Source organism: Streptomyces lushanensis (assembly GCF_001700515.1).
GTDB classification, from domain to species: Bacteria; Actinomycetota; Actinomycetes; order Streptomycetales; family Streptomycetaceae; genus Streptomyces; species Streptomyces lushanensis.
Genome location: NZ_MAUD01000371.1, coordinates 1 through 17,001 on the forward strand (window position 1 = coordinate 1; position 17,001 = coordinate 17,001).

Consider the following 17,001-nt stretch of genomic DNA (forward strand, 5'->3'; position numbering starts at 1 on the left):
TGTACCGGAGAGTCCGCGCTGGCAGCTCATCCACGGACACAGCGCGGAGGCGGAGAAGCTGGTCGGCTCCGTCGAACGGGGAATCGAGAAGGAGAAACAGCGAAAACTCCCGCCGCCGGCGGGCGAGATCACCGTCCACGAGCACGAAAGCGTCAGCTTCCGGCGTATCGCCCGGACGGTCTTCCGCCGTTACCCCAGGCGCGCGGTGCTCGGTCTGTCGCTCTTCATCGGGCAGGCGTTCCTCTACAACGCGATCACCTTCGGCTTCGGCACGATCCTGACCACTTTTTTCGGCGTTCACACAGGACATACGGGCTACTACTTCGCGGTGATCGCCGCGGGCAACTTCGTCGGCCCGCTGCTGCTCGGCCGGCTCTTCGACACCGTCGGCCGCCGGATCATGATCTCCTCCACCTATCTGCTGGCGGGTGTGCTGCTCTTCGCCACCGCCTGGCTCTTCGGCAACGGCTCGCTGACCGCCACGACACTGACGGCGTGCTGGTGCGTGGTGCTCTTCTTCGCGTCGGCGGGCGCCAGCAGCGCGTATCTCACGGTCTCCGAGATCTTCCCGATGGAGACCCGTGCCATGGCGATCGCGTTCTTCTACGCGCTCGGCACGGCGGCGGGCGGGATCAGCGGCCCACTGGTCTTCGCGGACCTCACGGCGTCCGGAGTGGTCGGCGACACGGTGCTCGCCTTCCAAATCGGCGCGGGCCTCATGTGCGCGGCCGGCCTGGTGGCGGCGTTTCTGGCCGTACGGGCCGAGGGCCGGTCGCTGGAGGACATCGCGGCACCGCTGTCGTCGGTGCCGGACGCGGGCGGCAAGGGCTCTGCCGGTGTACGCGCGTGACCGCCGGTGTACGCGCGTGACCGCTCCCGTGTACGTGGTGACCGCGTCCGTGTACGGGCCGGACCGCTTCCGTGTACGTAGCCGGCCGCCCCCGCGTACGGAGCTGACCTGGCCCGGGGTCCTCAGGGTGTGTCGTCCTCGCCGTCCGGTGGCGGTGCCGGGAGGGCGACGGTGAATTCCGTCCGCCCGTCACCGCTCACCGCGTCGACCGTGCCGCCGTGCGCCGTGACCACCGCGTGGACGATCGCCAGACCGAGCCCGGTGCTGCCGCCCTTGCGCGAGCGGCTGCCGTCCGCCCGTACGAAACGGCCGAAGACTTCCGGCAGGAGCGGCGCCGGGATGCCAGGGCCGTTGTCCGCCACGGTCAGGCGGACGGTCCCGGGACCGGCCGACAGCCGTACGGAGACCTCGGTGCCGTCCGGGGTGTGCGAGCGGGCGTTGGCGAGGAGGTTGCCGATCACCTGGTGCAGCCGGCGCTCGTCGCCCGTCGTGGTCACCGCCTCCTCCGGCAGGTCGAGCAGCCACCGGTGACCGGGCCCCGCCGCCCGCGCGTCCTGTGCGGCATCGAGGACGAGCCGTGTCAGATCCACCGGACCGTGATCGAGGGCCCGGCCGGCGTCGATACGGGCGAGGAGCAGCAGATCGTCCACGAGACGGGTCATCCGTTCGGACTCGGACCGGATGCGGTCGAGCGAGTGCCGTACCTCGGCCGGTACCGGGCTCCCGTGGCGGAGTGCCAGTTCCGCGTGGCCGCGTACGGTGGCCACCGGTGTGCGCAGTTCATGGCCGGCGTCCGCGGCGAAGCGTCGCAGACGTTCCTCGCCGGCCCGCTGTCGCTCCAGGGCGTTGGCGACCTGCCCGAGCATACGGTTGACGGCGGTGCCGACCTGGCCGGCCTCGGTGTGCGGATCGCCGACCGGGACGGCACCGGGCACGGCGACCTCGCCGTCGGCCGGCGGCAGTCCGGCGGCGCCCGCCGCGGCGGCGGTGACCGCGCGCAGGGGCCGCAGGGACAGCCGTATCCACAGCGCTCCCACGGTGCCGGTGGCGACGAGGGTCACGCCGAAGACCGCCGCCTCCACGCCTTGCAGCCGGTGCACCGTGTCCTCGACGGGACGCAGTGGCAGACCGGTGACCAGTACGTCCTGGCCGTCGCCCGGCACGGCGGTGACACGGTAGGCCCCGAGCCCCGACAGCCGCAGTGTGTGGCCCTTCCCGTCGACGGGCACCGCGGCGAGTGCCCGGCGGTCGTCGACGGTCAGCGGCACCGTCTCGTCCGACCGGTCCTCGACGACGGCCGCCTGTGCGGGCGTACCGTCCACCAGCCGCGCACCGAACGTACCTTCCGGCTGCCCACGGGTGTCGGGCGGACTGCCGGCGTCCGGTGTGCTCCCGGGCTCCAGGCCGGCCGCGAACCGCCCGCCGGACGCGGAGAGTTGCTGATCGAGGCGGTCGGTCAGGAATCCGTTGAGCGCGAACGCCGTGGTGATGCCGACCGTCAGACAGGCCAGGGCGACCAGGACGAGCAGCCCGGCGGTGAGCCGGCCGCGGAGAGTGCGCGGGGAGAGCCGGCCGCCGTACGGAGGGGCATGGTGGCTCTGACAGTTCATGGTGCGTCCCAGCATCCCCTCCCACGGGCTGCGCCGGGGCGGCTGTCCGCTCTGAGTTTCCTCTGAATCGGGCCGGTACGACCGCGTTGAGAGGGTCGTCACAGGTTGCGCTGCCAGGCTCACGACTCATCGGCGGCACCACGGGTCTTCGAGTTCGGATCCGAGTGCCGACTGCCAAGTCCCGACTGAGGAGAACCACCGTGCGCAGAGCCGTCCTCGCCGCGGCGACGACCGGCGCCCTCGCCGTAGGCCGCGCACGGTCCCTTCTGAGCGCACCGGACGGGGCGGGTGGGTGACATCGAACGGCCCGACGCACGGCGGCCCGGCACACGGCGTGGTCTGCGCCATGCCGAACACGTCATGGGCACCGTGTTCTCCTTCGACATCCGCGACCCGCGCACCCCGGCGATCGAGGCGGCGCTGGCCGAGGCCGTGGCCTGGCTGCACCACGTCGACGAGGTGTACTCCACGTACCGGCCGGACAGTGTCGTCTGCCGCCTCGCCCGGGGCGACCTCGCGCCGCACCAGTGCTCCGCGGAGGTACGTGAGGTCCTCGCCCTGTGCAAGAGCGCCGTACGTGCCAGCGCCGGCTGGTTCAGCCATCTCGTGGGCGGTGTCCTCGACCCCTCCGCGCTGGTCAAGGGATGGTCCGTGGAGCGTGCCTCCCAGATCCTGCACGAGTCCGGCGCCCGTCACACCTGTGTCGACGGGGGCGGGGATCTGCGGCTGCGGGGCGAGGCGGCTCCCGGAGTGCCCTGGCGCGTCGGTGTGGCCCACCCGCTGCGCGCGGACGAACTGTGCGCCGTCGTCACCGGCCGCGACGACCTGGCCGTGGCGACCTCGGGCACGGCGGAGCTCGGCGCCCGCATCATCGACCCCCACCGCGGCACGCCCGCGGAGTGCTACGCGTCCCTCACCGTCGTGGGAACCCATCTCGCGATGAGCGACGCCTACTCGACCGCGGCCTTCGCGATGGGCCCGACGGCCCGGGACTGGCTGGAGTCCCTGGACGGATACGAGGGTTTCGCGGTGACGCCGGACGGCCGCACCTGGCACACCACGGGATTTCCCGGCGAAACGCCCCGGGCGGGCGGCCACGGGGATGTGCGCAGGGATGTACGGGTGACCACGAGGCGGCGGTGAGGGAAGCCTCCGCGTCCCGCGCACGCCTCGTTCCCCGGCGCACTCCACTTACCCGGCTTACCTGGCGTTACCCGGCTTACCTGGTGCGTTCCGCACCTACCCGGCGCACCCCGCGTACTCAGGCGCGCTCGATCACCAGGTGCCGGGGCCCGCGCAGCAGCGCGCTGCGCCGGTACGGCGGCGGGTCCTCCGCCGGACGCAGGCCCGCGAGATGCGGAACGAGCGCGCTCAGCGCGATCTGTGCCTCGACACGGGCGAGCGGGGCGCCGAAGCAGTTGTGGACACCGCTGCCGAAGCCGAAGTGCTGATTGTCCTCACGGGTCGGGTCGAAGTGGTCCGGATCCTTGAAGCGCAGCGGATCCCGGTTGCCGGAGGCGAGCATGAGGATCAGCCGCGCGCCCTTGGGGATGGTGACGCCGGCGACCTCGATGTCGGTCAGCGGAGTGCGCTGCGGCAGCATGTGGACGGGCGGCTCGTAGCGCAGCAGTTCCTCGACGGCGTTCGGCATCAGCTCGGGTCTGTCGCGCAGCAGCCGGAGCGCCTGCGGAAGGCGCAGCAGGGTGAGTGCTCCGTTGGCGATCAGGTTGACCGTGGTCTCGTGCCCGGCGATGAGCAGCAGTGTCGCGGTGCTCTTCAGCTCCTCCCTGGTGAGACGTCCGTCGGGGCCGGCGTCGTTGACGAGGGCGGAGAGCATGTCGTCCGTGGGACGGTCACGCCGTGTGTCGGCCAGCCCGCCCAGATATTCCGCCATCGCAATCCGGGCCTCCATGCCCGCGCGGAGGCGTTCCTGGTGGTCCCTGTCGTCCTTCTCGGGAGCGAAGTCGAAACTGGCGATGATCGCGTTCGTCCAGGCGCGGATCAGCGGTACGTCCTCGAACGGCACGCCGAGGAGCCGGCAGATCACGGTGACGGGCAGGGGATAGGCGAAGTCGTCGACGACATCGATCCGGTCCTTGTCGCGGAACGAACCGATCAGATCGTCGGTGATCCGTGTGATGTCCGCGCGCAGGGCGTCGATCCGGCCGGGGGAGTGCGGCGGGCCGAAGGGCCGCATCGTGATACGGCGGAGCCGGTCGTGTTCGGGATCGTCCACTCCGATGAAGGCCGGCGGATCGGGCCTTCTGAGGATGTCCTCGTCGGGGTCGGTGCGGTTGCCGATGTCCGAACTGATCCGCGGGTCGTGGAGCAGCTCGGCGATCTCCTGGTAGGTCCCCACCAGATAGCCGCCGTCGGTCTGCCGTGTCACCCCGTTCTCACGGAGTTCGGCGTAGAGCGGGTAGGGATCGGCGCGGTTCGCGTAGTCGGTGATCCGCTGGAACAGGGTGTCCGGGCGCATGGGTCGGTGGCTCCTCTTCGATGGCGGACGGCGGGTGGACCCACTCGTGCCGTCGTGCCTGGCGCGTGTCCGGGTCCGCCGATCCGGCGGGCTCAGTCGTGACGCACCAGAGTCAGGCGCCGGTCCGGCACATGGCCGGTGAGGGCCACGGTCGGGCCGTGCGAGAGCGTCTGCGGGGACGGCACGTCGGAGGGGACGGGCACCCCGGAGGCGGGCGGGTCGGCGGCTCCGGGCCGGGGCGGAAACGGCGCCGCCGTCTCGATGAGCCCCTGGTAGTACCCCAGCCACTTGGCCCGGTTCACACCGACCGCCGCGGTGACCCGCCCCCGGTAGCCGTAGACGGCGACCAGCCGGCGCTCCCGCAACGAGCCCTGAGCGACGACCACCTGGTCGGAGAAGGTGGGCACACCGACGGACTTGATGTTGAGGCCGAACTGACTGGACCAGAAGGCCGGCACGGTCAGATGCGGTCTTCTGCACGGACCCGGGCTGACCATGTTGTGAGCCGCCACCTCGGCCTGTGCGACCGCGTTTCCCCAGTGTTCGAGGGCGAGTATCTGGTACTCGAAGAGCGGATGCGGGAAGCGGGCCACGTCACCGGCGACGAACACGTCGTCGGTGACGATCCCGTACATGTTGAAGGCACGGCATCCCGCGTCGCAGGCCACCCCGCGAGGGCCCGCGGCCAGACCGGCGTCGGCCAGCCATTCGGTGTTGCGCACGGCACCCAGCGCGACCACGGCGATGTCGGCTTCGATGCGGCTGCCGTCGGAGAACTCGGCACCGATGAGCCGCCCGTCGCGGCCCCTCAGCGAGGTGACGGTCACTCCGCAGCGCAGATCGACGCCGTGCGCGCGCTGCACGGTGGCGGCGAGGGCTCCGAGCGCGCCGCCGAGCGCGCCGACCAGAGGCGAGGGTCCGCGTTCCGCGACCGTCACCTCGAAGCCGCGCTCCCGGCAGGCGGAGGCGATCTCCGAGCCGGTGAAACCCGCGCCGATCACCAGGACTCTGCGCGGGCCGGCGTCGAGACGTTCGGCGAGGCGGGCCGCGTCATCGGCGGTACGCAGGGTCATCACGCCGTCGAGAGCGGCCTCCTCCGGATTCGGCCAGGGCCTGGCGCGGGTCCCGGTGGCGATCAGCAGCCGGTCGAAGGGCAGCCGTTCGCCGTCGGCGAGGAGCACCTGTTTCCCGATCGGATCGAGGCCGACGGCCGCCACGCCGAGCCGCCACCGCGCGTCCACGTCGCGGCGGCCCGGCAGCCCGACGTCCTGTGCGCGCACCCGCCCGAGCAGCACCTGTTTGGACAGCGGCGGCCGGTCGTACGGGGGCCGGGGCTCGTCCCCGACCAGCGTCAGCGTTCCGCCGAAGCCCTCCTCGCGCAGTGTCTCGGCGGCGCGCAGCCCGGCCAGTGAGGCGCCGACGATGACGATCCGGCCGTCGCGCCGTTCACCGGACACGGGCGCCCGCCCGCTCCCCGACCAGGATGGCCTGCACCGGACACGCCGCCGCCGCCCGGCGGACGCGTTCACCCTGATCGTCGGGAACGGCCGGCGTGTACATCAGGGCCTCCTCGCCATGCAGCTCGAACACCTGGGGGGCGAGAAACGCGCACTGCGCGTAACTCTGACAGCGATTGAGATCGACAACGATCTGCATCCCGATCCGCTCCTCCGCTTGCCCGCCCGCCGCCGTCTCCGTCCTACTGCCTGCCGGGGAGCGGCGCGAGCGGTGTTACTCCGGCCAGGGCGCCCTGTGGGGAGAAGCCATACGCGCGGACCAGCCGGCGGATAGGCTCGGTGCCGCCGCGGTGACACGCGGTCACAGAGCCGAAAAGCTGGGGAGGCACGGGGGATGCGGGTCCGTATCGAGGTGGCGGCGAAGGACGGCGCCGGCGTGCGGGACGGCGGGCGGGACGGCGACGGCGCGGAGGTGCTCTCGCTCTACGAATGGCTCCGCGATGACCGGGACGTGGTGCGCGGCAGCGCGCTGTCACTCGTCCCGCGCGCTCGTTCCGGTGCGGACAGCGGCGCCGGCACGCATATGGGGCCGGGGCTGGACGTGGTCGAGGCCGTGTTCAACGGCTCGGTCCAACTCGCCCAGCTCACACTGGCGGTGGCCACCTGGCGGCTCGCCCGTCCGCGTCCGCCGCGGGTCCGGATCGAGCGCGGTGGGACGACGGTGACGCTGGACAGCGGCGATCCCGGGTTGATCGAGTCGGTCGAGCGGGTCCTGAGGGCACTGGAGGGACCGGGCTCCGGTCCCGGCCCTGACTCCGATTCCGATTCCGACTCCGACGAGCCGGATGCCCGTGCCGGAGCCGGGCCCGCCACCGGAGCCGGGACCGGGCCCGGGCCCGGTCCCGGGCCCGGAGATTCCGGGCCTGGCGATGATTCCGGGCCCCGAACCGATCCCGGCCGTACCGACGGTCCGAGGACCTCGGCCGCGCCTGAATAGCCTCCGCGGGCCGACCGGCGGGCGGATCGATCCGTACCCCCGGACGACCGGCGGGCCGATCGATCCGTCCCTTCAAGGGGGCCCCGGTCCGGTTCAGGGTTCGTGGGGCATGTCCGGTGTGATGCCCCGTGCCGTCAGCGCTTCGGCGTAGTCACGGCGTATCCGGGGATCCTCGTCCTCGTACGGAAGCAGGCTGCCGCCCTCCCGGATGCTGACCAGCACACCGGGGCGGCCGTCCACGATCGGGTTGCCGGCCCGGCGGATGCCGGTCGGATGCTTCACCCCGCCCCGGAACGCGAGCTGTCTGGCGGTTCCCGGGCCGGTGTTGAAGTGCTGGTGGAACCACTTGCTCGGCGGGCTGTAGACGGAGCCCTCACCCCACTCCACACGGACCACCCGGTCGCCGTTGCCGGCCTCGTAGGGGCGGCTGCCCGCCTCCTGAGGCCAGATGAGGACGTATCCCTCCGACCGCAGGCCGTAGAGAATCGCCCCGCCCAGATGGTGGTGTGCCTTGTGGTAGCGCCCCGCCGGCCAGGAGGTGACGTGCGCGGCGATGGTGTTGCCGGCCATCTCGAAGACGGTCGCGTCCACGCCACTGCCCTTGACGCCCAGGGAGTCCAGCGCGATCTCGTGGATGTCGGCGACGAAGTTGGTCTCGGCGATGCCGCCGAAGTAGTTCTCGTATCGCCTGCTGTCGGCGTAGTACGCGGCGCCGGGGGAGAACCGGTCGGTGAAGCGGTAGTCGTTGGCGAAGACGAAGTCCTCGTTGTGGAACAGGTCCATCACCATGGGAGCGTCGTTGACAGCCATGTACACCACCGGCTCCAACCCGGTGTTGTGAAGGACATAGGCGCAGTTGAGCGGAATGGCGAAGAAACTGCCCCGCTGCCACTCGAAGCTGGTCCCGCGGGAGTCGCCGGGCAGCCGGACATCGGCCGTGCCGCGCCCGGACAGGACGGTGATGAACTGCTGGTGCAGATGCCTCTGAGGCTCAAGCGACCGGCGGGCGGCGATCTCACCGATCTGCATGCCGGTGAAGCCCTCCATGCCGTGCAGTTGGACGAACGCCGCTCTTCCTCCGGTGCGTGCCCAGTCGGCGCGCTCCACCGTACGGACATCGGCGATGCCGTAGCCGCGGTGGACCGGGATCCCCTCCTTGCGCATCCAGCTGTCGTAGAAGGTCTCCCGGGCCTGCCCGGACGGTGCCATCGCTCACTCCTCTTCCGTCGCGGAACCGGACGGCCGGGCCTTCGGGCCGGTTCATCCGGTGTGTTGTGCGGCTCGTCAGCCGTGGAACCCGTCCATCCGAGAGGCGATGCCGTGTTCGGCGCATGCCTCGCGGTACATCAGCCGGACCGCCGGGTCCTCGTCCGTGTAGTCGATCTGGTCGCCGCCGAGCCGGGTGCTGATCGAGGACATCGGCAGCCCCGTCGCCGGGTCCCGGCGCGCGTTGAGATGGCGCAGGGCGAGATAACGGGCGGGCGTGGCACCGGTGTTGAAGTGCTGATGGAAGGTCTCGCCCGGCGGGATCACCAGTGAGCCCTCCGCCCAGTCGTACCGCCGGATCGGCTCGCCCTCCTTCCACATCAGGCTGTAGCCGGTGCCGCTGAGGATCACCACATGGGCGCCGGGCGAGTGCCGGTGTGCCTTCTTGTACGTGCCGACCGGGAACTCCGACACATGCGCCATCATGGTGTTCCTGGCCAGCCTGAACTGGACGTTGGTGCCACCCGCCCCGCGCTCCCGGTACTCGACGAGCTCGAAGTCCCGTACGTCGGGGATGAAGTTGCTCTCCCACAGCCGGCCGGTCAGCGTGCCCTCGCCGCTGAAGTAGCCGGCCGCGCCGGAGAAGCGGGACGGGAAGTCGTAGGGACAGTCGAAGACGAACCCGGCCTCGTCGAACAGGTTGATGACCACCGGGGCGTTGGTCACGGCGAGCAGGGTCGCCGGCCGCTCGCCGCTGCTGTTGAAGTGCTGGTAGCGGACGTTGAGCGGGATCGCGAACAAGGAACCGCGCTGCCACTCGAAACTCTGCGGCCGGGAGTCCGGTCCCCATACCGTCGTACTTCCCCGGCCGGAGAGCACATAGATCATCACCTCGTGCAGATGCCGTACCGGGCGCAGATGTTCCGCGGGCGGAATCCGGCACACATAGCAGTCGTTGCTGCGGTCGCTCTCCTCATGGTTGATGAAGCAGCCGTAACCGCCCATCCGCTCCCAGGACTTGAGCGGAACCGCCCGGAGGTCCGGGATGTGGTGGCCGGGGATGATGTCGATGCCCTGGCCGCGGGACCACCGGGCGTACGCGCTGGGCGGAGCGGGTGTCCGCCGCGGCTGCGCCGTCATGACTGCCTCCAGAAAGGGTTCTTCCACTGCGGACGGCTACTGCGGGCTTCTGCGACTACTGCGGGCCGAGCAGGTCGACCAGCATCTTCTGGAGCCGCTTCACGTCCTTGGTCAGTACGTTCCAGCCGTAGCTGTCGTAGTACTCGCTGCCCGCCTCGGGGACGGTCGCGCCCAGATCGGCCGGTACCGGCACATCCGCGCGATTGCTCGGCACCTGGAGGGCCTTCGTCCACACGGTGTTGCCGTCCTTGCAGACCAGCCAGTTGACCAGCAGCTCGGCGGCCTCCGGGTGCGGAGCCTTGTTGTCGAGCGCCAGCAGGCTGGAGCCGCCGGTCGCCACGGGCGGGGCGCCGGTCAGCTTGAGCTGCTTCAGCGGCAGCCCCTCGGCGAGCGCCTGCTCGGTCTCCGCGGTCTGGAGCGACAGCCCGAAGGCGAATTTGCCGCGGGCGATGTCGTCCAGTTCCTGCCGCTGGTCGGTCAGCAGGACCGGCTTCTGGTCGACATAGAGGGACTTGACGAAGTCCTTGCCGTAGGCCTGCTCGAAGGCGCCCACGTCGTAGATCGCCCCGCCGTTGGAGCGCGGGTCGTCCACCACGATCTTCCCCTTCCACCGGGGATCGAGCATGTCCTCGAAGGAGGTCAGATCGCCGTCCTTGACCAGGCCGGTGTTGACGACGACGCCGGAGTCGACGTAGTTCGACAACTGGAGGATCTTCTCCTTCCCGGGATCGACCCACTTGGGCGCGCCGTCACGCCAGTTGTCCGCGGTCAGCAGCGCCGGGTCGAGCACGTCCTTGAGGGAACTGAGCCATCCCTCGCCGTAGTAGGTGCTCGACATGGTGTTGCCACCGCCGCCGAAGACGTCGTGGGTGTAGATGCCGGCCTTGCGCTCGGCCTGGAGCTTGGCCGCGATGTCGCTGTTACGGCCGCCGACATAGGTGACCTTGACACCGTAGGTCCGCTCGAACTCCTTCGGGATGTCGGTGCGCACACTGCCGTCCGGTGTGCCCGTCATGACCACCTCCCCTTCCTTCCTGGCCCCTTGGGCCAGGGCGCCGTCGGGGTCAGGACATCCCGCGGAGACGCTCTTGCCGGCCGTGCTGCCGGAACCGGCGCTTTCGGGGGAATCGTCGGATGTGCCTCCCGCGCAGGCGCTGAGGAGCAGCACCGCGGCGGCGGGGAGGATGAGCCCGGCCTTGGTCGTCATCGACATGGCCCTCACCTGTTCTCTGTGCGAGTGAGTGATATGGCTGGGGGGTGTCAGGACCATAGCCATGAAGTTCGCTCCCCAGGAATATGCGTGTCGAATATTCCGTCAGCAGGAATGAGGGGCCTTTTTCCGGAGTGCGGGGCAGCCGTCAGCCGGGACCGGCACCGTCCTCGGCCCGGACCGGCAGTGTCATGGAGCCGAGCCGGCTGATCGATGTGTCCAGCACATCGCCCGGCAGAATCGGCCCGACGCCGGGAGGCGCGCCGGTGAAGATCACATCCCCGGGGTTCAGTGTCATCATGCGCGACGCGTAGGCGATGATCTGCGGTACCGGTGTGATCAGCGAGGCGGTACTGACCGCCTGCCGCCGTTCGCCGTTGCAGGTCAGCAGGATGTCGAAGTCCGCCGGGTCACCCGCCTCGTCGCCGGTGGTGAGCCAGGGACCCAGCGGGCTGAAGCTGTCGTAGCTCTTGCGCCGCGAACGGTCTGCCGCACTCCGTACGGTGATGTCAAGACCGATGGTGTAGCCGAGCACATGCTCCAGCGCGTTCTCGACGGCGATGTCCTTGCCGCCGGTGCCGATCACCACGACGAGTTCGGACTCGTGATGGATCTCGCTTCCCTCCGCGAGGACGTCGCGTGGCAGCACGATGTCGTCCTCGGGACCGACGACCGACGACGGCGCCTTGAGGAAGACGTCGAAGTTCATCATCCAGGACTCGACCTGTCCCAGTGTGCGCCGCTGCACCGAGTGCATCTCGTCGACGTGTTCCTGGTAGTTGCTGGCGCAGGCGATGATCTTGGTCGGTGCCAGCACCGGCGCGGCCAGCCGCACCGAGTCCAGCGGCCGGCGCCGGCCGGTCCGGGCCGCGGCCTCCAAGGCGGGCGCGAGCGTACCGAAGTCCCGGCACAGGCCACGCCACCAGCCCGCGAGCAGCGGGTCGGACTCGTGCGGCCACGGCAGTGCGCCGGTGATGTCCACCACGGTGTCACCGACGACGGCACCGAGACGGTGGTCGTCGAAGATCGCGAGTCTCATGCCGTCTCCGTGCCCGACGCGGTCGTGCCCGGCACGGTGGTGTCCGGCACGGTGGTGTCGGGCGCCGTCGTGTCCGGCTTCGCCGGCCGGAGCTCCGCCGGGGTGAAGGCACCGGTCACCTGCTGGGGCGCGTCGAGCGTCAGCTCGCGGTGGATTCCCAGGGCCCGAAGCACGGGGCTGTCACCGATGGAGAACAGGTCCGCGCCCTCGGCGCTGGTGTGCTCGACCGCGGCCCAGGACGGGACGACGAACATGTCACCCGCCGACCAGTCGAAGCGCCGCCCCTCGATCACCGACGAGCCCGACCCGCGGTGGACGACGAAGACCGCGTTGCCGGTGCGCCGTACGGGCAGGGTCCGCGCGCCGGGTATCAGCCGGTGCATGCCGCAGCTCATGGTCGGCAGCACACTGGCACCGGTCTCGGGATTGACGTATTCGAGGCTCACCAGCGGTCCGCCGCCCTCCACGGCCAGCCGGGACAGTTCCCTGTCGGTGTCCGCCCACCGGTAGACCAGGAGCGGCGAGTGCCCGGCGGTCAGGACGTCGCGTACGGCTCCGCTGACGAAGCGCGGCCCGGGACCGGCCTCTCTCTCCGACCGGTTGTGCGGATCCGTGTCCGGCTGCCGTACCTCGGGATACGGCTCGAAGAACACCGCGTCGAGCGCCTCGATCATCGGCAGATCGAGCCCGTCGAACCAGAGCATCGGGCCGTCGCTCGCACTGCTGTGGTCGTGCCAGTTCCAGGACGGCGTCAGGATCAGATCGCCGGGATGCATGTCGCACACATCGCCGTCGACCGTGGTCGCGACACCGTCGCCGGACAGGATGAAGCGGATGGCGCCCGGGGTGTGCCGGTGGGCCGGCGCCGTCTCGCCGGGGCCGAGACACTGAATGGCGCCCCACAGCGTTCCGGCGGCGTAGGGCAGCCCGGCCAGGCCCGGATTGCCGAGGCTGAGCACCCGGCGCTCGCCGCCGCGCTCCACCGGCACCAACTGCAGGGCGCGCTCGGCGAGTTCGGTCAGTACGCGCGAACTCCACAGCCAGGGGACCGAGCGGGGGCGCGGTGCGGGCGGAAGCAGATCTCGGGTGATCGTCCACAGCGGGTGCAGATCGACGGCGGCCAGGTCCTCGTACAGGGAGGCCAGTTGCGCGTCTTCCTCGGTCGGTGCGCCATCGGTTCGCGCACGCGATGTGTTGTCGGGTGTCATGGGTCCTCTTTCACCTGCGCCGCGCCGGGCCCGGCCGGGCCGACGGCGGCGGTTCGTTCAGGGCGTGGGGTGGGCCGTCGCGTCCAGCCGGCGGCGCACCTCTTGCGGTGGCAGGCCGATCCCGAAGCGGGCCACCGATTCCAGCAGGGAGGCGCGCCGGCACCAGGCCCGTGCCCGCTCGGGGTCGGCCGCGACGGCGCGCAGCTCCTGGTGGTTGGCCTGCCGCTTGGCCTCGTCGCGCTCACTGATCCGCTCGGTGTTGCGCTTGGTGTCGGCCTGTACGTACTCGACGGCGACGCGGCGGCGTACCTCGGCGAAGGCCGCCAGTTCGGCTTCCTCGTCCGCGCCGTCGAGGACGATGCGGACGAGCCGGCGGGCCAGGTCGACGGCGTCGTGGATACCGCTGTTGAGACCCACTCCGCCGAGCGGGCTGTTGATGTGCGCGGCGTCGCCGATCAGCGCGCACGGCCCGGCCGTGAACGTGTCCGCCACCCGCTGATGGACGTGGTAGATCTGGCGGTCGCCGATCTCGTAGCCGCCCGGGAGGGCGGCGATGCCCTGGAGGCGGCTCTGCATCTCCGCCGGATCGGTGGCACTCTCGTAGGTCTGACCGGGCGGAACGGGATACACCGCGCGCCATGACTCCGGTGTGCGCAGCAGGAAGAGCCATTCGTCCGGGTCGGCGACATAGTTGACATCGGCGATGTCGGGGATGAGCGCGCGGAAGTCGGCCGAGGTGCTCGCGATCAGGAAGCGCTCGGGGTAGGTGAAGCCCTTGAACTCCACACCCAGCAGCCCCCGGGCCGTGCTGCTCGCACCGTCGGCGGCCACCAGGAAGCAGCCGCGCAGACTCACCTCGCCCGACGGTCCCCGCCCGTCCACGACCACACCGTCGTCGCCGCTCCGGATCGCCGTGGCCTCGATGCCGTAGTGCAGGGTGGCGTTCGGCTCGTCCGCGAGGCGCTCCACCAGCATCCGGACCAGATGCTGCTGGTTGAGCTGGAGCCGGTGCGGGAACTTCGTCTCCTCCTTCAGCAGTGTGAAGTCGAACTCGGCCACGAGTCCCGCGCGCCGGTCGCGGTACTGGTAGCGCGGCACGGCCAGCCCCTCGGTGTGCATCTGTGCCGCGAGGCCGAGTTCGTCGAGCAGTTCGAGGGTCGGCGGATGAAACGTCGAGGCACGCCAGTCCGTGCGCGGCTCCGGCTCCCGCTCGATGAGATGGACCCGTACGCCGGCCCGGGCGAGTGCCCACGCCGCGGTGACGCCGACGGGGCCGCCGCCGAGGATGAGCACAGGCAGCCCACGATGATTCGACACGAATGTCATAGCTCAAACCTTAATGATTATTCCGTGCGCCGAAAGAGTTGACGCTACTATTCCGATATGAAGAACTCAGTCCACGAAGAGCCCCACCACGCCGTCCCGTATCCCCCGCAGTCCGGCCTCTCATCGGTCGACAACGCCCTCCAGTTGCTGCATCTCATCAGCGAGCGCCGCGCGCTGCGCGTCGCGGAGGCCGCCGACGACTTGGGCGTCGCCCGCTCCACCGCACACCGGCTGCTGACCGCACTGCGCAGGCAGGGCTTCGTGACCCAGGACAAGCCGAACGGCGTCTACCGCCCCGGCCGCGCCCTGCTGGAGATCGGGCTCTCCGCCATCGGCCGGGTCGACATCCGGCACGCGGCCCGGCCCGTACTCGAGAAGCTGAGTGAGGACACTCAGGAGACGGCCAGTCTGCTGTTGCTGGAAGGGGATTCCGTACGGTTCATCGACTGTGTGGAGGGCTCGCGATCGGTGCGTGTCGCCACCCGTACCGGCATCGTCCTGCCCGCCCACTGCACAGCGGGCGGCAAGGCGATCCTGGCGGCACTGCCCCCCACCGACCTGGGCCGGCGCTACCCGACCCGTCAGCTGGACACCCGTACACCGAACTCCATCGGGACATGGGGCCAGTTGGAGACCGAACTCGACGGGATCCGTGACCTCGGCTACGCGGTGAACTTCGGAGAGGGCGAGAGCAGCATCAGCGCCGTGGGAATGGCGATCTACGACCTCATCGGCTATCCGCTCGCGGCGATCGCCGTGGCCGTGCCGCACTCCCGGCTGGAGTCCGTCGACCAGGCCCGGCAACTCGCGCCGATGCTGGTCGAGGCCCAGGTCTCGGTGCATGACGCGCTCAACGAGACGGTCTGAGCCGGACTTCCGGCTCCGGGCCGGACGTCCGGTGCCACGGCGGCGGTCTGGCCCACGCCGGTCCGCCGTTCACAGCGAGAACACCATCGACTTGAGCGAGACCGGTACGGTCCCGGACTTGGGCAGCACCGCGCCGATGTCCACGAAGTCGAACTCGCCGACGGCGATGCCGTCGACGGAGATCACCGGCACCGTGACGCCCTGGTCGAGCAGGATGCCGCCGACCGTCCTGGCGATGTCGCCCTCGAAGAGCAGACACAGCGGTCCGCCCGCCGCGATCCTCTCCCTCAGACCGCGCCGGATGCCCTCGACGAAGGCGTCGAGACGGGGAAAGCTCGGCAGTCCGCTCCACCGGAATCCCAGGACCAGCGCGTCGGCCGGGTCGGCGTCAAGACGAGCGAGGTGTCTCCCGATCGCTTCCGCGACCGAGGAGGGATCGACCGTCTCGGCCAGCTCCACCTCGGGTCGGACCACCCGCAGATTGTGCAGCGGAAGCAGGTCCGGGTCACTGATGTGGATGGTGTTCCCGCTCACCCGCACGGTGTACTGGGACGCCCCGAGCACCGTCGCCCTGATCGTCCCGCCGCCGTCCTCCACCGGGCCCGGCAGCCTGTCCGACCTCTCGGCCAGCGCCTGGCCGAACAGCGGTCCCAGATCGCCGAATTCCCGGGACTCGCGGCCGTGGACGTACTCGGCGACTCCGCCGGAGAACACCACGGCATCGTAGGGACCGTGCTCGGTCAGCGGTTCGGTGAGCCGGAGCCACTCCAGACCGTCGAGCGGAGCGGGCGCTCCGTTGACCGTGGCGACGACGACGTCGGCCATCAGCGCCGCGAGTTCGGCCAGTTCGGCCGTGTGGACCAGGTCGCCCACCGACCGGTCCAGGCCCAGTGAGAGCGCCAGCCGCCGGCCCGCGGGCTCCAGCCGGACGATCCGTCCCGAGGCGTCGACCACGATCAGCCGCGCGCCGAGATGCAGCGCGCCGGTCGAGCGGATGGTGCCCGCCTCGGACACCGACAGCTTGGTGGTGCCTCCGCCGATGTCGATGTTGAGCACCCGCGCGTGGCCGCGCTCGCTCCTGGCCACCGCGCCCGACCCATGGGCGGCGAGCGTGGCCTCCATGTCGTGGCCGGCCGTGGCGCAGATGAAACGCCCCGTCCGGGCGGCGAACAGGTCGGCGATGGCGCGTGCGTTGCGGCGGCGGGTGGCCTCACCCGTGAGGATCACCGCCCCCGTGTCGACCTCGTCGGCCCGGATGCCCGCGTCCTGGAACGCCTGGTCGACCAGGGCGGTCAGGCGCACCTCGTCGATGCGCAGCCCTTCGGCGTAGGGCGTCAGCGCGACGGCCGACTCGTGGACGATCTGCTTGTCCACGACGGCGAAGGCGCTGGACAGCTCACGTCCCAGCCGGCGCAGGGTCAGCCGGGAGAAGAGCAACTGGCTGGTGGCGGAGCCGATGTCGATGCCGACACTGGTCAGGACGATCTGATCGCGCTCCCACAGCGGATGGTCCGGATCATCGGTCCCGATGGTCACACCGTGGTCGTGGTCGTCATGGGTGCCGGTGTGACCGTGGTGGTGTGTCCCGGTCAGGGCAGTGTTCGGCATGCCG

General features: G+C 70.5%; 15 protein-coding genes. 4 read left to right on the forward strand and 11 right to left on the reverse strand.

The window, feature by feature from the left end; all coding sequences use genetic code 11:
- A partial coding sequence (locus tag BFF77_RS26360; RefSeq protein WP_141698533.1) for an MFS transporter occupies nt 1-850 on the forward strand: 850 nt, incomplete at its 5' end.
- 122 nt (nt 851-972) lie between these two features.
- Here BFF77_RS26360 and BFF77_RS26365 read toward each other — a convergent pair.
- Complete coding sequence (locus BFF77_RS26365) at nt 973-2,460, reverse strand: sensor histidine kinase (RefSeq protein ID WP_066954437.1); 1,488 nt, start codon at nt 2,458-2,460, stop codon at nt 973-975.
- 360 nt (nt 2,461-2,820) lie between these two features.
- Between BFF77_RS26365 and BFF77_RS26370 the strand changes: the two genes are divergently transcribed.
- Nucleotides 2,821-3,603 carry an FAD:protein FMN transferase gene (locus BFF77_RS26370; protein WP_079125520.1) on the forward strand — a complete coding sequence of 261 codons (783 nt, stop codon included), beginning with the start codon at nt 2,821-2,823 and terminating at the stop codon, nt 3,601-3,603.
- Between the two features lie 118 nt (nt 3,604-3,721).
- Here BFF77_RS26370 and BFF77_RS26375 read toward each other — a convergent pair whose 3' ends face one another.
- The 3 genes from BFF77_RS26375 to BFF77_RS26385 all read right to left on the reverse strand — a co-directional run bounded on the left by BFF77_RS26375 (nt 3,722) and on the right by BFF77_RS26385 (nt 6,595).
- The gene (locus BFF77_RS26375) at nt 3,722-4,939 is read right to left on the reverse strand and encodes a cytochrome P450 (protein ID WP_066954361.1); all 1,218 of its coding nucleotides are present in this window, start codon (nt 4,937-4,939) and stop codon (nt 3,722-3,724) included.
- 92 nt (nt 4,940-5,031) lie between these two features.
- Complete coding sequence (locus BFF77_RS26380; RefSeq protein WP_066954363.1) at nt 5,032-6,396, reverse strand: NAD(P)/FAD-dependent oxidoreductase; 1,365 nt, start codon at nt 6,394-6,396, stop codon at nt 5,032-5,034.
- Nucleotides 6,386-6,595, reverse strand: a complete 210-nt coding sequence (locus BFF77_RS26385) for a ferredoxin (protein WP_066954366.1) — start codon at nt 6,593-6,595, stop codon at nt 6,386-6,388. Before BFF77_RS26385 ends, BFF77_RS26380 begins: the two co-directional genes overlap by 11 nt.
- Before the next feature lie 195 nt (nt 6,596-6,790).
- Between BFF77_RS26385 and BFF77_RS34815 the strand changes: the two genes are divergently transcribed.
- Nucleotides 6,791-7,393: an effector-associated constant component EACC1 gene (locus BFF77_RS34815; RefSeq protein ID WP_066954369.1), complete on the forward strand. Its 603-nt coding sequence runs from the start codon at nt 6,791-6,793 to the stop codon at nt 7,391-7,393.
- A gap of 93 nt (nt 7,394-7,486) precedes the next feature.
- On the opposite strand, the gene BFF77_RS26395 is transcribed toward BFF77_RS34815, so the two are convergent.
- The 6 genes from BFF77_RS26395 to BFF77_RS26420 all read right to left on the reverse strand — a co-directional run bounded on the left by BFF77_RS26395 (nt 7,487) and on the right by BFF77_RS26420 (nt 14,522).
- Nucleotides 7,487-8,602, reverse strand: coding sequence for a cupin domain-containing protein (locus tag BFF77_RS26395; protein ID WP_066954372.1), 1,116 nt, complete (start codon nt 8,600-8,602; stop codon nt 7,487-7,489).
- Between the two features lie 75 nt (nt 8,603-8,677).
- Nucleotides 8,678-9,739, reverse strand: coding sequence for a cupin domain-containing protein (locus BFF77_RS26400; RefSeq protein ID WP_066954375.1), 1,062 nt, complete (start codon nt 9,737-9,739; stop codon nt 8,678-8,680).
- 55 nt (nt 9,740-9,794) lie between these two features.
- Entirely contained in the window at nt 9,795-10,952 is a 1,158-nt protein-coding gene (locus BFF77_RS26405) for an ABC transporter substrate-binding protein (RefSeq protein ID WP_066954379.1), read from the reverse strand.
- Nucleotides 10,953-11,097: 145 nt separating this feature from the next.
- Entirely contained in the window at nt 11,098-11,988 is an 891-nt protein-coding gene (locus BFF77_RS26410; RefSeq protein WP_066954382.1) for a fumarylacetoacetate hydrolase family protein, read from the reverse strand.
- A complete protein-coding gene (locus BFF77_RS26415; protein ID WP_066954385.1) occupies nt 11,985-13,196 on the reverse strand; it encodes a cupin domain-containing protein in 1,212 nt (403 codons plus the stop codon). Before BFF77_RS26415 ends, BFF77_RS26410 begins: the two co-directional genes overlap by 4 nt.
- A gap of 57 nt (nt 13,197-13,253) precedes the next feature.
- Nucleotides 13,254-14,522 carry an FAD-dependent oxidoreductase gene (locus BFF77_RS26420; protein WP_066954388.1) on the reverse strand — a complete coding sequence of 423 codons (1,269 nt, stop codon included), beginning with the start codon at nt 14,520-14,522 and terminating at the stop codon, nt 13,254-13,256.
- Between the two features lie 57 nt (nt 14,523-14,579).
- Between BFF77_RS26420 and BFF77_RS26425 the strand changes: the two genes are divergently transcribed.
- Nucleotides 14,580-15,389 (forward strand): IclR family transcriptional regulator, encoded by an 810-nt coding sequence (locus BFF77_RS26425; RefSeq protein WP_066954392.1) that lies wholly within the window; start codon nt 14,580-14,582, stop codon nt 15,387-15,389.
- Between the two features lie 69 nt (nt 15,390-15,458).
- Here the strand turns inward: BFF77_RS26425 and BFF77_RS26430 are convergent, their stop codons facing one another.
- Nucleotides 15,459-16,997: an ethanolamine ammonia-lyase reactivating factor EutA gene (locus tag BFF77_RS26430; protein ID WP_066954395.1), complete on the reverse strand. Its 1,539-nt coding sequence runs from the start codon at nt 16,995-16,997 to the stop codon at nt 15,459-15,461.
- Nucleotides 16,998-17,001: the final 4 nt, after the last annotated feature.

Coding starts and splice junctions, on each gene's coding strand:
- BFF77_RS26365 (WP_066954437.1), bottom strand. CDS start 2,460: ATGAACTGTCAGAGCCACCATGCCCCTCCGTACGGCGGCCGGCTCTCC.
- BFF77_RS26430 (WP_066954395.1), bottom strand. CDS start 16,997: ATGCCGAACACTGCCCTGACCGGGACACACCACCACGGTCACACCGGC.
- BFF77_RS26370 (WP_079125520.1), top strand. CDS start 2,821: ATGGGCACCGTGTTCTCCTTCGACATCCGCGACCCGCGCACCCCGGCG.
- BFF77_RS26405 (WP_066954379.1), bottom strand. CDS start 10,952: ATGTCGATGACGACCAAGGCCGGGCTCATCCTCCCCGCCGCCGCGGTG.
- BFF77_RS26400 (WP_066954375.1), bottom strand. CDS start 9,739: ATGACGGCGCAGCCGCGGCGGACACCCGCTCCGCCCAGCGCGTACGCC.
- BFF77_RS26410 (WP_066954382.1), bottom strand. CDS start 11,988: ATGAGACTCGCGATCTTCGACGACCACCGTCTCGGTGCCGTCGTCGGT.
- BFF77_RS26385 (WP_066954366.1), bottom strand. CDS start 6,595: ATGCAGATCGTTGTCGATCTCAATCGCTGTCAGAGTTACGCGCAGTGC.
- BFF77_RS26425 (WP_066954392.1), top strand. CDS start 14,580: ATGAAGAACTCAGTCCACGAAGAGCCCCACCACGCCGTCCCGTATCCC.
- BFF77_RS34815 (WP_066954369.1), top strand. CDS start 6,791: ATGCGGGTCCGTATCGAGGTGGCGGCGAAGGACGGCGCCGGCGTGCGG.
- BFF77_RS26395 (WP_066954372.1), bottom strand. CDS start 8,602: ATGGCACCGTCCGGGCAGGCCCGGGAGACCTTCTACGACAGCTGGATG.
- BFF77_RS26415 (WP_066954385.1), bottom strand. CDS start 13,196: ATGACACCCGACAACACATCGCGTGCGCGAACCGATGGCGCACCGACC.
- BFF77_RS26375 (WP_066954361.1), bottom strand. CDS start 4,939: ATGCGCCCGGACACCCTGTTCCAGCGGATCACCGACTACGCGAACCGC.
- BFF77_RS26420 (WP_066954388.1), bottom strand. CDS start 14,522: ATGACATTCGTGTCGAATCATCGTGGGCTGCCTGTGCTCATCCTCGGC.